This window comes from Plantibacter sp. M259 (assembly GCF_006065115.1).
Lineage (GTDB): Bacteria > Actinomycetota > Actinomycetes > Actinomycetales > Microbacteriaceae > Plantibacter > Plantibacter auratus.
The window spans coordinates 3,888,191-3,902,653 of the sequence record NZ_CP040750.1 but is presented as its reverse complement, the minus strand read 5'-3'; the positions used below and the strand labels follow the sequence as shown (position 1 = coordinate 3,902,653).

Annotated in this window: 12 protein-coding genes and 1 pseudogene; 10 read left to right on the top strand and 3 right to left on the bottom strand. The window is 63.5% G+C overall.

Features of this window, described 5'->3' with window-relative positions; translation table 11 throughout:
- Window positions 1-157: 157 nt before the first annotated feature.
- Window positions 158-604 carry an OsmC family protein gene (locus FGL15_RS18250; protein WP_138946955.1) on the bottom strand — a complete coding sequence of 149 codons (447 nt, stop codon included), beginning with the start codon at window positions 602-604 and terminating at the stop codon, window positions 158-160.
- Window positions 605-2,048: 1,444 nt separating this feature from the next.
- Between FGL15_RS18250 and FGL15_RS18245 the strand changes: the two are divergent.
- Window positions 2,049-2,912 (top strand): annotated as a pseudogene (locus FGL15_RS18245) (IS5 family transposase); the annotation flags it as partial.
- A 22-nt stretch (window positions 2,913-2,934) separates the two neighbouring features.
- A complete protein-coding gene (locus tag FGL15_RS18240; protein ID WP_138946953.1) occupies window positions 2,935-3,708 on the top strand; it encodes a hypothetical protein in 774 nt (257 codons plus the stop codon).
- 18 nt (window positions 3,709-3,726) lie between these two features.
- Here the strand turns inward: FGL15_RS18240 and FGL15_RS18235 are convergent, their stop codons facing one another.
- Window positions 3,727-4,218 (bottom strand): Lrp/AsnC family transcriptional regulator, encoded by a 492-nt coding sequence (locus FGL15_RS18235; protein ID WP_138946952.1) that lies wholly within the window; start codon window positions 4,216-4,218, stop codon window positions 3,727-3,729.
- A 112-nt stretch (window positions 4,219-4,330) separates the two neighbouring features.
- Here FGL15_RS18235 and FGL15_RS18230 point away from each other — a divergent pair, with 112 nt between their 5' ends.
- The 6 genes from FGL15_RS18230 (at window position 4,331) to FGL15_RS18205 (ending at window position 11,356) form a co-directional block, all read left to right on the top strand.
- The gene (locus tag FGL15_RS18230; protein WP_138946951.1) at window positions 4,331-5,200 is read left to right on the top strand and encodes a PhzF family phenazine biosynthesis protein; all 870 of its coding nucleotides are present in this window, start codon (window positions 4,331-4,333) and stop codon (window positions 5,198-5,200) included.
- Window positions 5,197-5,637, top strand: coding sequence for a nucleoside deaminase (locus tag FGL15_RS18225; protein ID WP_138946950.1), 441 nt, complete (start codon window positions 5,197-5,199; stop codon window positions 5,635-5,637). Before FGL15_RS18230 ends, FGL15_RS18225 begins: the two co-directional genes overlap by 4 nt.
- Before the next feature lie 249 nt (window positions 5,638-5,886).
- Window positions 5,887-7,131, top strand: a complete 1,245-nt coding sequence (locus FGL15_RS18220; RefSeq protein WP_205858645.1) for an acyl-CoA dehydrogenase family protein — start codon at window positions 5,887-5,889, stop codon at window positions 7,129-7,131.
- Window positions 7,132-7,467: 336 nt separating this feature from the next.
- The gene (locus FGL15_RS18215) at window positions 7,468-8,649 is read left to right on the top strand and encodes a DUF3500 domain-containing protein (RefSeq protein WP_240773607.1); all 1,182 of its coding nucleotides are present in this window, start codon (window positions 7,468-7,470) and stop codon (window positions 8,647-8,649) included.
- A 688-nt stretch (window positions 8,650-9,337) separates the two neighbouring features.
- Window positions 9,338-10,567, top strand: coding sequence for an FAD-dependent monooxygenase (locus FGL15_RS18210; RefSeq protein WP_138946948.1), 1,230 nt, complete (start codon window positions 9,338-9,340; stop codon window positions 10,565-10,567).
- Window positions 10,568-10,639: 72 nt separating this feature from the next.
- Window positions 10,640-11,356 (top strand): TetR/AcrR family transcriptional regulator, encoded by a 717-nt coding sequence (locus FGL15_RS18205; protein WP_138946947.1) that lies wholly within the window; start codon window positions 10,640-10,642, stop codon window positions 11,354-11,356.
- A gap of 272 nt (window positions 11,357-11,628) precedes the next feature.
- Here the strand turns inward: FGL15_RS18205 and FGL15_RS18200 are convergent, their stop codons facing one another.
- Complete coding sequence (locus tag FGL15_RS18200; protein WP_138946946.1) at window positions 11,629-12,534, bottom strand: NADP-dependent oxidoreductase; 906 nt, start codon at window positions 12,532-12,534, stop codon at window positions 11,629-11,631.
- Between the two features lie 119 nt (window positions 12,535-12,653).
- On the opposite strand from FGL15_RS18200, the gene FGL15_RS18195 reads away from it, so the two are divergent.
- Window positions 12,654-13,292: a TetR/AcrR family transcriptional regulator gene (locus tag FGL15_RS18195; protein ID WP_138946945.1), complete on the top strand. Its 639-nt coding sequence runs from the start codon at window positions 12,654-12,656 to the stop codon at window positions 13,290-13,292.
- Window positions 13,293-13,373: 81 nt separating this feature from the next.
- Window positions 13,374-14,270 carry a dihydrodipicolinate synthase family protein gene (locus FGL15_RS18190; protein ID WP_138947374.1) on the top strand — a complete coding sequence of 299 codons (897 nt, stop codon included), beginning with the start codon at window positions 13,374-13,376 and terminating at the stop codon, window positions 14,268-14,270.
- Window positions 14,271-14,463 lie beyond the last annotated feature (193 nt).

Here is a 14,463-nt window from a genome sequence, read left to right as displayed (position 1 = left end):
GAGAACCTCCCCAGCGCGAACCCCGTCAGCTACAAGGTAGTGTGCCACTCCCGACCACAGGCCCCGCCCTCCAAGCCGATGCCGGCCGCACCCAGTGCGCGTCCGATCACCGCGAGGGAGAAAGCACCGTCCGGGGCCGGGATCTCGATGTCGAACATCACCGCACCGTGATCTCGGGTTCGAGGGTGACGACGGCGGTGAGACTGTTCGCGATGTAGCACTGCCGGTGGGCTTTCTCCAGGAGTCGCTCCACCACGGCCGTCGTCGTGCCCTGGGCGACGATCGCCGGTCGAAGCACAATCTCGGTGAGTCGTATCGGACGTGCGTCGTCCGGCATGATCCCGGTCGCCGCGTCCCGGTAGTCGATGATCTCGACGCCCGCGTGGGCGGCGACCGCGAGGAACGACAGCAGCTGACACGAACTCGCCGCCGCCACCAACAATTGCTCAGGGTTCGGCAGCGCACTGTCGCCTCGGAACTCGGCCGCTGCGCTCAGGTCGATCGACGAATCCCCCAACCGCACCTCATGGCGCCGGCTGTATGTCTCGTAGGCGTCGGTCCGCCCGCTCCACGTCACGGTGGAGGTGTATTCGTGTGTCGTCATGCAACCACGCTAGGACGCGAATGCTTCGGCAAGTACCGAAACAACACCGCTACGGCATTCGGTGGTTCGCGGGAGAAATCGTTGTGGCGGTCGCGTTCTGCCTGGTGGCGGGGGTCCTATGCGCGGCGATTACCGTGGGTCGGCTCTCCAGGTTTGTCATGCTGGGTGGCCTGCTGTTCTACACATCACCGCAGAACTGCTCCTGCAGGTCTTCGGTCTCAGCGCGAAGGTCATCGTCGACGACGACGGTGGGCTGCTGGTCGCCCCACGGCCTGGCGGGCGCGTCGCCACCAGCCCGGAGCCAGGGGCTCGCACATCTGATCGGACACGGCGTGCTCTGCGGCGCTATGCTCCGGGCAGGTCATCACCCCGACGAGAGCCTGCCTCGGATGATTAGGGTCCGGAGAGACAGCGGGGCACACGTCTCCGCTCCTGCACACGCCTCTACCGACGTCGGAGCGACGTGCCCGAACCCGCCGCCCCGAGACCAGAGCAGCGTGTCATGCGCGGAACCCGAACCCCGTGCTGGCCCACAACTGCGCCGGTCCCGTGCATGGTAGATCTGTCGCGCCGGGCCCACAAGGTGCAATCGGCACGGTGCAGGGCGGAGACTATGCGGCGCGATCCCACGCGGGCGCGGCTGAATCGACTCCGCCCACACGATCGGTGTCCGCTCCAACGCTGCGGCCGTAGCTCGCATCGACGCGCTCATCGACATCGGCGGTGCTGCCGTTCGCGCCTCAAGGCCTCCGGGCGTCGAACTCTCCGACAGAGAGTGTCCGGCAATGAGCTTCCTTCGGTGGGCCCTGCCGGGATCGAACCGACGACATCCACGGTGTAAACACTCGTCGACCGAGCACTTCAGCGTCTTTCGGGGCGCCTCACGGTGCTGAGACGCAGGCCTGACCTCCTACGTTGCACCATATAGGGACGCCTCGGGGACGAGCTACAAATCCAGATCCAGGGCTCGATGAGGCCGCTGGCTAACCTTCTCATTGTGTGTGAGGGCGATGCCGTCCAGGGCGATCCGCGGTGGTCCTCTGATCAGGGAATTTCCACGGCACGATTCGTTGAAGTTGGCCATGCCGGTCCCGCGTTGCGGTCATCGGTGCCTCGAGAATGAGAACACCGTCGCCACCCTGCTCCCCTGCGCTCGTCGGGTGGAACAGTGCCCCCTGCCGTCATCAATCCGACTCCCGGGCGCCCCCTCAGAGGTTTCGAGCAGAACGGATTTCGACAACAAATTCTGAGCACCCGAAACAAGCGGAATCTCGCCACATCACCGGACCGACTGGCGGGTGGTCAGAGACGATCAGTTTTGAGCGATTGCGGGATTCTACAAAAGGAACCATGTGGCCGGCCCGATGTAGGTTGACCGCTCAGACACTTGGGTTAGGGCGTGTTGCTAAACCCTCGACTGAGTGGCTGGAGCGATTCTTGATGGGTGTCGCGTGATGTGATTTCTGACGAAGTCTGGGCTGGGATTGGTTCGCTCTTCCCCGTTGCGAGGGCGACGGGTCGGCCGCCGGTGGACCGTCGTATGGTGGTGGAGGCACGGCGTGGCGGTTCCGCACCGGCGCGCCATGGCGGGACGTACCGGAGCGATTCGGGAATTGGAACACGATTTACAAGAACTTCAACCGCTGGGCTGAACAGGGCGTCTGGGCACGCGTGCTCGAGAAGATGCAGTCTCTCGCGCAGCAGGCTGGTGACGTGGACTGGGTCGCCTCGATCGACTCGACGATCGTTCGCGTGCACCAGCATGGGGCGACGCTTCCGCGCAACACAGGGGGCTCCCCAGAACTACAAGAAGTTCGGCGATGAGCCGCCCGATCATGCGATTGGACGTTCCCGGGGCGGTTTGACGACGAAGAACCACTTGGTCTGTGATGGGAAGGGCCGCGCTCTCGCGTTCATTCTGACTCCGGGACAAACTGCCGACACGATCATGCTGGCCGCGACGCTTGAGCAGATCCGCGTGCCGGCCGGTCGAGGTCGTCCGCGGACCCGTCCGGACCGGGTGATGGCGGACAAGGGTTACCCGTCCAGAGCGAACCGTGCTTGGCTGCGGACACGCGGGATCGCGGCGACGATCCCGGAACGCGACGATCAGATCACTCATCGTCGTAAACGTCGCGGGCGGCCGATCGACTTCGGCGACGAGCAGCGCAGCCGCTACCGCGGCCGCAACGTTGTCGAGCGATGCTTCAACAAGCTCAAGCAATGGCGGGGCATCGCGATGAGGTCAGACAAGCTCGCCCGCAACTACCACGCCGGACTATGCCTCGCCTCTACCCTGCACTGGCTGAGCTCGCGTGCGATCATTTCTCATGCCGTCCTTCCCGGGGAACCTTCCCGCCGCGCCGAACCGTGAACCGGACATCGATGACGACTTCAGCACCGGTCTGAGCTCAGAACGATGGGTTGCGAGCTATCTGCCGCAGTGGACGACCCCAGAGCGGGCGCGGGCGCACTATGAGATCGTTGCTGCCGGGATCGAGCTGCGGATCGACGCTGACCAGCCCGATTGGCGTCTCGAAGATGCGCCTCTGCGTGTCTCGAACCTGCAGACCGGTGTCTATTCCGGGCCGGTCGGCTCCTCGCTCGGGACGCATCGCCACCGCGTCGATCTCGACGTGCGTACCGAGACACCACAGAGCCTCCTGTTTGCACCGTCACGCGGGCGGGTGGAAATCACCGTCTCCGCGACCCGAGCCGCCAACTGCATGCTCGCGGTATGGCTCGTCGGGACCGAACACCGATCCCCGACAGAGTCCGGCGAGATCTGCATCTTCGAGATCGACGCCGATGCCATCGGGGAAACCACCGTGGTCCGCACCGGTATCAAAGCGCACCACGACCCGGGCCTGACCACCGACATGGCCGAGGTCGTCGTCCCCTTGGACGCCTCTTCGCCCCACACCTGGACGGTGGTTTGGGGCGAGGGCGAGACCGTGATCGGATGCGAGGGCCGCACGCTCCGACGGATCGCGCAGGCTCCCGACTATCCGCTGTTCCTGATGGTCGACCTCTTCGAGATCGGACCACGCGAAGGCAGTTACCCAAAGTCCGCCACAATCCACCACGTCCGCGCATGGCGGTAAACCGCGACCGGTCGCGGTTTAGCAACACGGCCTAGACGTCGTGTTTGGAGTGCTTTCTCTCGAGATGACAGGGGTTCCCCGGTCGGTGACAACTTCGTAGACGAGATCGGTCGTGATGGACCCAATTCGGGAGAACCGCGAGGTGATGCGTTCGAGATCGGTCATGTCGTGGGCGAGGATTTCAATGCTGTAGCAGGACTCGCCCGTGATGCGAAGGCATCGGACCACCTGCGGTTCCTGCTGGATAACGTCGTTCACTTGGTCGAAGAGCGAGCCATGGACCTTCATCCGTACGACTGCGTGCAAGGCAAACCCTGCGGCGGCAGGGGGAACTGTGGCCGTGTAGCCGGTGATGATGGCGCGTTCCTCTAAACGGATCAGCCGGCTGCGGGTCGCGGAGGTTCCTAAGCGAACGATCCGGGCGAGCTCAGTGAGCGGAGTTCGGCCATCGACCTGCAACACGGCGATGAGAGCAGCATCTACGGCATCGAATGTCGCCTGATCGGTCATGGGCTGATTCTGCCGCAAAACACTTGATGGATTGCTGGTTGCACCGCAGAAAGGTTCTTCAGGTTCTTGGAGTGCGCGCGTACCGTGGGTGGAAGGACTGGATTGAGGACTGATGACGACCGTACGATTTTTCTGGGTAGATGTTTTCGCTCAAGCCCCGTTGACGGGTAACCCCCTTGCGCTGGTGCCAGACGCTGACGTTTTGACTGTCGAGCAGATGATTGCGATCGCCCGGGAGTTCAATCAGTCCGAGACGACGTTCCTTGTGACGCCGACGTTGGGCGGGGCGGACTACCGGCTGCGATCGTTCACTCCGGATGGGTCGGAGGTGCTCGGGGCCGGACACAATGCGATGGGTGCGTGGATCTGGCTGGCCAGTAGCGGTAGTTTGCCCGTCCACCGCATCGCCTATGCGCAACAGATCGGTACGGACCTTCTTGCTGTTCGGATCGAGAGGGGAACGGTGACGATGCAGCAATCATCACCGCGATTCCTGCGCCGTGTCCTCGATAGGGCATCACTTGCCGGCGCACTGGGGCTTCCACACCTCGACTTGGATTCCCGCCTCGCCGCTGAGGTCGTCTCCACGGGGGCGGAGCACCTGCTGGTGGCTCTGTCGTCGCGAGAAGCAGTCGACCGGGTGGCTCCGAAATCTGCTCGTTTGAAGGAGTTCCTAGCAGACAGCGGCGCCGAGGGTTGCTACGTTTACTCCACAGAATCCGGACCGGATGGCGCTGACGCGTATTCCCGGTTCTTCAACCCCACAGTGGGTATCGCGGAAGATCCTGCCACGGGGACCGCGGCCGGCCCCTTAGCTGCACTCCTCGTCCGAGAAGGCCGCGCCATCGACGGCCGGCAGGTGCGTATTCTGCAAGGCAGTGCACTCGGCCGCCCCAGCATTCTCAACGTCCTCATCGACAGCAACCGGGTCGAACTCTCCGGGACCGGCCTGGTCGTCGCAGAAGGCACCCTCCACCTGTGACACTCAACACGACTGAAACAGCCCTACTGCGCCGGGCCATCGATCTCGCCATCGTCGCTCGCGCCGCCGGGAACCCACCGTTCGGTTCGCTCCTCGCTGACGCAAACGGCACAGTGCTCGCCGAAGGCACCAACACCACCCTCACCGACAACGACATCACCGCTCACCCTGAACTCAAACTCGCCAGGTGGGCAGCACGAAGTCTGACCCCCGTTCAACTCACTCAGGTCACGATGTACACCAGCTGCGAACCCTGCCCGATGTGCGCCAACGCCATCGGCCGCTCGACCATACCTCGCGTGGTATTCGCATTGTCCAACGCCCAGCTCGCATCCGCGAAGCCCCCACACGTTCCGTCAGCCGCGCAGGATTTCGAAAGCGAAGGACCTTACCTAGGCACCGAAAGCGCAGAGCCGATCAACGACTACTACACCTGACGACTCGTCTGGCCACCGTCGTACCGCGCAGGAACCGCCTTGCGAGGCATCTCGGGAATGCAATGCGTGAGGCCGCAAGCCGGCCATTCGTGCGTCACGTTCGGTCACACGCGGAGGGGTTCCCTCTCGGACCTCATATCGTTGCGCCCACATCGCGATGAACAGGCGCGGTGATGCCGGTCCGCTCAGCCAGGTGCAGGGGTCCGAGCAGACGACGTGCCACATCGGTCAACCCAGGAAGGTATCAACGTGACAATCACGGATGCATTACCGGCAGCTCTCGCCGCCCGCTGGCAGGACACAGCACGACCCGAAGACGCCGCGGGCTGGATCGCCCGCGCGCAGGAGGTCGCCGACATCCTCGCGGCCGACGCCGTCCAGCGCGACCGCGCCAATCAGAGTCCACACACCGAAGTGCAGCTGCTGAAGGACTCCGGACTCGTCACCCTGCTCGGCCCACGCGAACACGGCGGAGCAGGAGAGACCTGGGAGACCGCGTACACAGTCATCCGCACGGTCGCTCGCGGGGACGGTTCGATCGGGCAGGTCCTCGGCTACCACTACCTCTGGGCGTGGGCGGCACGCCTGGTCGCGACCGAGGAGCAGATCGCGGCGGTCGAGGAGCTGTACACGACGAACAACTTCCTGTTCGGTGGCGCTGTCAACCCCCGCGATGCCGACCTGACGATCCGTGAAGACGGCGACGACCTCGTCTTCTCCGGACACAAGTCCTTCTCCACCGGTGGCCGGATCTCCGATCTGACGGTGCTCGAAGGTGTCCTCGACGGCACCGGAACGCACATCTTCGCCATCGTTCCCACAGACCAGGAGGGCATCGTGTTCGCCGACGACTGGGACAGTCTCGGCCAGCGGTTGACCGAATCCGGATCCGTCGACATCCGCGACGTCCGCGTCCCCTGGTCGGCCGCCGCAGGGTTCGTCGAGAGGACGTTCCAGCCGCTCGTGTACAACACGCTGAACGTTCCGACGATCCAACTCGTCTTCGCAAACTTCTACCTCGGAATCGCGCAGGGCGCCATCGAGGCGGCCTCAGAATACACCCGCACGACGACGCGACCATGGCCGTACGGCGGCGACAACAAGAACGCCGCGGGCGACGAGTGGTACCTCCTCGAGGGCTACGGCGTCCTTCAGTCCAAGCTCTGGGCCGACGAAGCTCTGCTCAATGCCGTCGGCGCCGAGATCAGTGCGGTGCTCCACGCACCCCGCGAAGAACTGACCGAGCGCCGGCGTGGTGAGATCGCGGTCCGCATCGCCGCCGGGAAGCTGCGCACCATCGACGATGGTCTAGAAGTCGCCACCAAGGTGTTCGAGCTCACGGGTGCTCGCGCGACAGCAACGGCGGTGGGGCTCGACATCTACTGGCGGAACCTCCGCACGCACAGCCTCCACGACCCCATCGCCTACAAGAAGCGTGAGGTCGGAGAGTACGTGCTGCTGAACCAGGTGCCCGAAGCGTCCTGGTACACCTGAGTCCTTCGAACGGCGACAGGGTCGGTCGGAGGACGGGCGACCTACTCACACAGGGCCGCAGCGGACAGCGGAGCCGCTGCGGCCGACGTCATACGGCGGTCAAGCCAACGCCGAAGTTATCCGCACTGCGATCCAGTCCTGGATCGCAACGAACTTGCACCCATCGGATTTAGAACGCGGCATGTGACGACTCCGGCAATCTGGTCTCGTCGGAACCTCATGATCGACGCATAGGAATGGTCAAGCAGGTGCAAAGGAAGCATTCGTAGTTTCATCAGCATGACGAAAGCACCCACACCCGAGAACCCCACTCAAGGGAGGACAGTGCGCAAGCGCGTGACCTGGCTCGCCTCCGTGTTCCTCGTTAGCAGCCTTACCCTCGCCGGATGCGCATCAGGCACGGCCGGCACGTTGAAAACCGCCTCGTCGTCCACGGCATCCACGCCGATGACGACGACGCTGACGACCAACGCGACCACGACCGCGCAGACCATCACGGACACGGCCGCTGCCGCCGAAGCCTTCCTCGTCACGCTGAGCGACGACCAGCGCGAGGCGGTCCTCCACGATTACGACGACGAGACGAAGACCACGTCCTGGTCGAACTTCCCAGTCACCTTCGTCGAGCGCGCCGGCGTGAACCTCGCCGGGCTGACCGACGAGCAGAAGACCGCCGCGCTCGCGGTCCTCGAGGCACTGCTGAGCGACGATGCCTACGCAACCGTCGTCGGCATCATGGGCGGCGACGAATACCTGCACGAGAATAGCGACAGCACCGAGGCATCGCTCGGCCAGTACTACATCGCCTTCTTCGGTGATCCCTCCGACTCCAGCGCATTCGAAGTCCAGTTCGGCGGCCACCATCTCGGCATCAATGCCACCCTCGACGGCTCAACCGACGCGATCACCTTCGCCCCCACGCACCTCGGCGTCCAACCCGCCGTATACACCGACACCGACGGCAACGAGGTGCAGCCCTTCGACGGCATCTACACCGACGCGTTCGCGTTCTACGACAGCCTCACCGCCGAGCAGCAGTCCACCCTGACGTCCGGTGAGGTGAGCATGTGCGCCCCCGGCGACACCTGCGACTTCGCCACCGGCACAGGCCTCACCGGCGCGGACCTCACGGACCTGCAGCAGGAGCTGCTGCTCGACCTCATCGCGAACTGGTCGGGAATGGCCGACGAGGAGACCGCCGCGAGTGCGAACGCCAAGATCGCCGCCACCCTCGACGACACCGTCGTCGCGTGGTCAGGCGAAACCACCTACGACACGAGCGCAGGCGACGGCATCAACTTCTCCATCTCCGGGCCCAACGTCTACGTCGCCTTCCAAGCCCAGCTGGGATCAGCCGGTGCAGACGTCTCCGGCGTCAGCACCTCGGGGTGGGGCCATGTCCACACCATCTACCGTGACCCCACCGACGACTACGCCAACAGCGTCACCCAGCAAGCGGCCACCGACATGGGCGGAGGCGGTGGCACACCCCCAGGCGGCACCGCGCCCGGCAACTAGCCGCATGCGACCGTGCACCCGAGAGAGAGGTCGGGCGCGCGGCCACGCCACCGTTCAGGCCGCCGGCAACAAGGGCTCAGCTCTCCGGCCGCTCCAGCATCCGCGGCGGGTCTCCGGTCTGTTGTGAAGAACAGCGACCTCCGATGCCGTCAGCGGCTCGGCGTATTAGACAGCTTTATCGATGGCGCTCATCGCCATCACATGCACCTTGATTGACTGCCGCTGCTTCAACCTTGTGCGCATTCCATGGTTCACGTTCAGCTCGTGCGGGCATGCGAGCTACCGATGGTGGAATCCGAGTGCGACGAGGCGCCGGCTAGTTGCGGCGTATGGACGATGCGCCTCGCCCAGCGCCGCAGCGTCATCGTTGCCGAGTTCGATTTCTGGGTGTCGGCCTCCAACGCCATGGCAGGGGCTCGCTACGGGTGAGGGCAGCCTGCCGGTTGTGTTCGTGAATCGCTGTCCAGCTTGCAAGCAATGCGATCGCCTGTCCCGAGGCGAGGGTCGCCTCGATGCCGTGCGCGACGAGGCAAAGTCCCTCGGCGGGGGCGGGACCCGTGACCCAAACCAGAGCTCGACGTCACCAATATTCGACTGGAGAATCTGCCTCGAACGGTTGAAGCTGCGTAGAAACTACGAACTATTGACTAGATGACCAATTTGGTCACTTGGGTCATACGCTGGTCTCATGACGAACACATCACCGAAGTCCAGAAAAGCGCTAGTTGTAGGAGCGGGTATCGCAGGACTGTCGACCGCCAACGCACTGACGAAGGCTGGTTGGGAGGCTGAGATCGTGGAACGATCGCCTGGGCGTCGGCGCGGCGGGTACTTCATCATGATGTTCGGTTCTGGTCGGATCGCGGCCGAACACCTAGGGATCGCGGGGATTCGCGATCGCAACGCACTCAGCGGGAAGAACTTCAATATCGATCGACACAGAGTGCGGAAGGAGTCGATCGGATTCGGCAATCTCCCCACACGTCCGTGGATGATGCTGCGCGGCGACGTTGAACAGGCGGCGTTCGAGGCACTACCGTCGACCGTGAATGTCACTTACTCGACCACGCCTACGGCGATCGTCCAGCGTGCGAATCGGGCGACGGTCACGCTCAAGAACACATCTAACAACGCCGAGCGAACCGTTGACTACGACCTGGTGGTCGGTGCCGACGGTCTACGCTCCACCGTCCGTAGCCTCATCTGGGGACCACACACCGAATATTTGAGTCGGGTGGGCGACATGATCTGTGCATTCGAGATGCCCGAGGCCCTCCCCGGGCTGGACATTCAAGACGGGGCGACCTTGCTCGAACCGGGACGCTCGTTCATCGTTTTCAATTTCGAGGACCATCCACCGACCGTGTTGTTTGCCTACAAGAGCCACGATGCGGACGCCGATCGCGCCCGCGCCAAAGAGATCGGAGTCGCGGCGCGGCTGCGCGAAGTCTACGGGACCGAGCCACTCGGCGACATGATGGAGGCGGCACTCCACCACCTCGAGAACACAGACGAATATCTCTTTGACTCAGTCGAGCAAACTCACGTCGATCATTGGCACCACGGCAGCGTGATGCTTCTCGGGGACGCAGCTTGGTGCCCCAGCCTCTATTCGGGGATGGGTGCGACCTCGAGCATCAGTGGCGCCGACGTGCTGCGAGTCATGTTGCACGAGCATCCAGACTCCCTCGAGAAGGCACTGAGTGCATGGGAAGCAAAGCTTCGCGAGCCCATTGCGGACTTCCAGAAGGCAGCGTTCAGCATGCGCACCATTTTCACTGTCGACTCCGCGAAGCAGATCAAACGCACCAGCCGCAGCCTGGGCTTCCAACGGTTCATGTTCACCTTCCCGCCTACACGGGCAATCCTCGCCAACCTGCCGGCATTCCGCGTGAGGGCTAGTGACCTCGCTGCTTGAACGCGCGACGCTCTTGACGAAAGCGACCACGATAGGCGCACCCGGTAAGGTGCCGAAGATGAAGAGGCAACAATGACAACGGACACACTGTCGCCACGAATCGAGCGGATCCTGAGCGCCGCCCGCGATATGGCCCTCCGCGACGGCATACGCGGCATCACAATCGCGGAGATTGCTCGAATCGCCGGCGTCGGCAAGGGCACTCTCTACCTGTACTGGACCACGAAGGAGGATCTCTTCGTCGATCTCTTCGCACACGATTTCCTCGAGGCGTTGTCCGAGGTCGATGCTGCGATACGCGAGGACCCAACACTGGTCGCTCCGCACCGTCTACTGCCACTGGTTGGCGATACTTTCGAGCAACACCCTCTCGCGGCCGCTGTACGCTCGGCAGAGCAGGGCCTCCTCGGCACGATCGCGGCTCATCCGGCTCTCGAACGGATCGCACGCCTGATTGGTCCTGTCGCTATGCTTCAGCGAATCTTTCCAATCCTCCGCCGCTACCGCATCATCCGATCCGATATGCCGCTCGATACGCAGGTACATGCCACTGCTGGGTTGCTGCATGGGCTCCACGACATCGGCCGCCGCGAACCCGTCGCAGATCTACTACCAGACAGCGACCCGCAGGCAGTGCTGGCGCAGGCCTGCGCCGTGCTGCTCGAGTCCACCGACACTTTCGATCCCGGACCGGCTGCCCGCGACATATCCACCGAACTCATCGATGCCCGCAGAGCCGCGATTGCCGGCCTCCGTGACCATGGGTTGGGCAGAATGCTGTCATCGTAAATCAAGGACATGCCCGAACGATCCTCGGACCGGCACCAGGGAGCTTCCTCAGTCGAAAGAATACGTCTGGCGTAGACCTCAGTAACATCGACTTCTTAACTGGCCCGGAGCGGTGTCTGGCGCAACGGAAGCCAACCACGGGCCAAGATGCAGCCCTAGCTTCTGAAGGCTGAGAGCATTCAATCGACGGCGTACCGCAGCGTTCGTTCCAAAACGCAGTCTCCCAGCCCGCCGACGGCAGCCGGTGGGCTGGGATGTGGTGTGGTGTGGTGTTACGACACTACGACGATGAGCTTGCCCATAGTCCGATGCTCCGAGACTGCCTGGGTAGCCGCGCCCGCTTCTTCGAGAGGGAAGATCCGGGCGATGTGCATGCGGAAGTCACCTTCGTCGAACGCTCGAGCTGCATCTGCGAGCGACTCCATGACATGTTCGCCGACGGAGAAGGTCGACAACACCTCAGGGTGCTCCTGCGCCTGAGCAAGGGTCAGCGTCACGACGCGGTTCGGGTCACCCGTCAGCGCCACGAGGTCGTCGATAACGTCTGAACCGGCCACATCGAATGCTGCGTCGACACCGTCTGAAGCAATCGCCCGGACACGATCGACGAGGCCGTCACCGTAAGCGACTGGGGTAATGCCGAGCGACCGGAGATAGTCGTGCTTTGACTCGGAGGCGGTGCCGATGACCGTGGCCCCGCGGCGACGGGCGAGCTGTACGATGCCGCTACCTGCGCCACCCGCGGCGCCGTTGACAAGCAACGTCTGACCGGCCCGGAGATCGACCAGGTCAAATAACCGGTTGGCGACGTCCGCAGCGGCCGGAATCGCCGCAGCATCCTCGAAGGACATCGCAGCCGACTTCAGAGCCCAGCTACTGAGCACCGCGTGCTCTGCATACATGTCATCTCCCAGGCCGAAGACCTCATCACCCACTATCACACCGGTCACGCCGTCACCGACCTCATCGACAACGCCCGCACCCTGAGCGCCGAGTCCAGCCGGCAACTCGGCCTGCTGGAATCGCCACGCACCCGTGTGCTTCTTGAAGTCGGCGGGATTCACACCCACCGCGCGAACGGCAATGCGGATCTGACCAGGGCCCGCGTGAGGCGGCTGCACCTCGACTAACTTGAGAACTTCGGGACCGCCGTACTCGGCAAACTGGATGGCGCGCATGATTCTCCTTCGATTGACTTCTGCAGCCCGCTAGGCGCCGGACGCATAAACGGACCACACGTTCCATTTAAGGCAACTTCAGAAGTGGACCATCTATTCCAGAAAGGTAGGATCGACTGATGATGACGACGAAGCGAGCGCTCCGGACGGATGCTGAGCGGAACCGACGCACGATCATCAGCGCAGCAGGCCCACTGTTCTCGGCCGATGGCGCCGATGTGTCGCTCAAGCAGGTCGCTGCATCAGCCGGCGTAGGAGTCGGAACGATCTACCGCCACTTCCCGGGCATCGACGACCTCATCGCAGTGGTGTACGAGAAGAAAATGCAACATTGGGCCGATGAAGCCGAACGGGCCGCCGATCTTGCGCAGACGGAACCGTGGCAAGCGTTCAGCGGCTACGTTATGTTTCTCCTCGAGGGACAGGCGAACGACATCGCCTTCAGCGATGTGCTCCTCTCCCCGAACCTCGGGTCTTCGCTGTTCGCGCTGGAGAACCGCCGCGGTGTCCGCGCGACGCGGCTGCTCGTCGAGCGTGCTCAGCAAGCAGGCGTGATCCGATCGGATTTCGACGTGAGTGATCTCTTCCTCCTGGGCCACGGCAACGCCGGTATCGTTCGTGGCGGTCGACTTTACGCGCCCACTGCGTGGCGGCGTTTCGGTCAGTACATGCTCCTGGCGTTCCGGACTCCCGGGGAGGATCTAGAGCCCGCTTCGCCCTCATGGCCTCGCGACACGACCACCGGTGTCGCACACTGATCCTTCTCGCGAAGCCAGCGAGATCCGACTTCACAGACCCATCGCCAACTTTCCGTCTGCCCATACAACGATCGGATGCCGATGCTCACCGGACTCAGTGCCTTTCCCCTCACTCCGTTCCGCGACGATGCTGTCGATGAAATCGCCTTTGCCAGGCTGATCCAACGCCTGGTTGCTGCGCAAGTAGACTCGATCACCGCGTTGGGGTCGACCGGTTCCTACATGTACCTCGACCGCGCCGAGCGATGCCGAGTCGCGACGGTCGCAGTCCAGAACGCGGGGACGACGCCCGTCTTCGTCGGTATCGGAGCCCTTCGCACCTCACACGTGCTCGCCCACGCAGAGGACGCACAGGAGGCTGGCGCGAGCGCACTACTCCTGGCGCCGGTGACCTACCAGCCTCTCACGGACGATGAGGTGTTCGGCCTGTTCGAGGACATCGCCGCCAGCGTATCGGTTCCGGTCATCGTGTACGACAACCCGGGGACCACCCGAGTCACCTTCTCCGATGATCTGTACGCCAGCATCAGCCGTCTACCGCACGTCGCGTCGATCAAGATCCCTGGCGTCTCGACGGACCCTGCAACTGCTGCCGCCAGGGTGCGTGAGATTCACGATCGGATTGACCAGGGCGTGACTGTGGGGGTGTCGGGTGACGCGTCCGCTGCGGCCGGTTTGAACGCGGGGTGCGACGCCTGGTATTCAGTCGTCGGTGGGACCCTCCCGGGGACGGCGATGGAACTCACCCGGGCCGCGCAAGCCGGCCGGCAGGAGGAAGCGGTCCGGCTTTCGAACCGGTTGCAACCGTTGTGGGACCTGTTCAAGAAACACGGCAGCTACCGCGTCGTTGCCGCACTCGCAGAGGAACTGGATCTCATCGCACCGGACAGCCTTCCCCTCCCGGTCCGAGGTATCGACGCCTCGGCTCGTGCTCAACTCACAAAACTGGTCGCCGCGCTGCATCTCAACTTCACGTGAACGACGGTCCTCCCAACAACCATATCTCCGCTTCAAGATGAGCCTGGACGACGATATACGGGCGTCATGGATCAGGCACAGCGAAAAGCGTTGAGCACCGAAGTCGACGTCGTTTCGACCTACTACAGGGGCAAGCGATGTCTTACGCCAGAGCAAGGACCACCCGGCGTCGCCGCCCCCAAGGCGACTGTCT

Excerpts from the sequence above, each read along its gene's own strand:
- FGL15_RS18250 (WP_138946955.1), bottom strand. The coding sequence starts at position 604 with ATGACGACACACGAATACACCTCCACCGTGACGTGGAGCGGGCGGACC.
- FGL15_RS18240 (WP_138946953.1), top strand. The coding sequence starts at position 2,935 with ATGCCGTCCTTCCCGGGGAACCTTCCCGCCGCGCCGAACCGTGAACCG.
- FGL15_RS18235 (WP_138946952.1), bottom strand. The coding sequence starts at position 4,218 with ATGACCGATCAGGCGACATTCGATGCCGTAGATGCTGCTCTCATCGCC.
- FGL15_RS18230 (WP_138946951.1), top strand. The coding sequence starts at position 4,331 with ATGACGACCGTACGATTTTTCTGGGTAGATGTTTTCGCTCAAGCCCCG.
- FGL15_RS18210 (WP_138946948.1), top strand. The coding sequence starts at position 9,338 with ATGACGAACACATCACCGAAGTCCAGAAAAGCGCTAGTTGTAGGAGCG.
- FGL15_RS18205 (WP_138946947.1), top strand. The coding sequence starts at position 10,640 with ATGACAACGGACACACTGTCGCCACGAATCGAGCGGATCCTGAGCGCC.
- FGL15_RS18200 (WP_138946946.1), bottom strand. The coding sequence starts at position 12,534 with ATGCGCGCCATCCAGTTTGCCGAGTACGGCGGTCCCGAAGTTCTCAAG.
- FGL15_RS18195 (WP_138946945.1), top strand. The coding sequence starts at position 12,654 with ATGATGACGACGAAGCGAGCGCTCCGGACGGATGCTGAGCGGAACCGA.
- FGL15_RS18190 (WP_138947374.1), top strand. The coding sequence starts at position 13,374 with ATGCTCACCGGACTCAGTGCCTTTCCCCTCACTCCGTTCCGCGACGAT.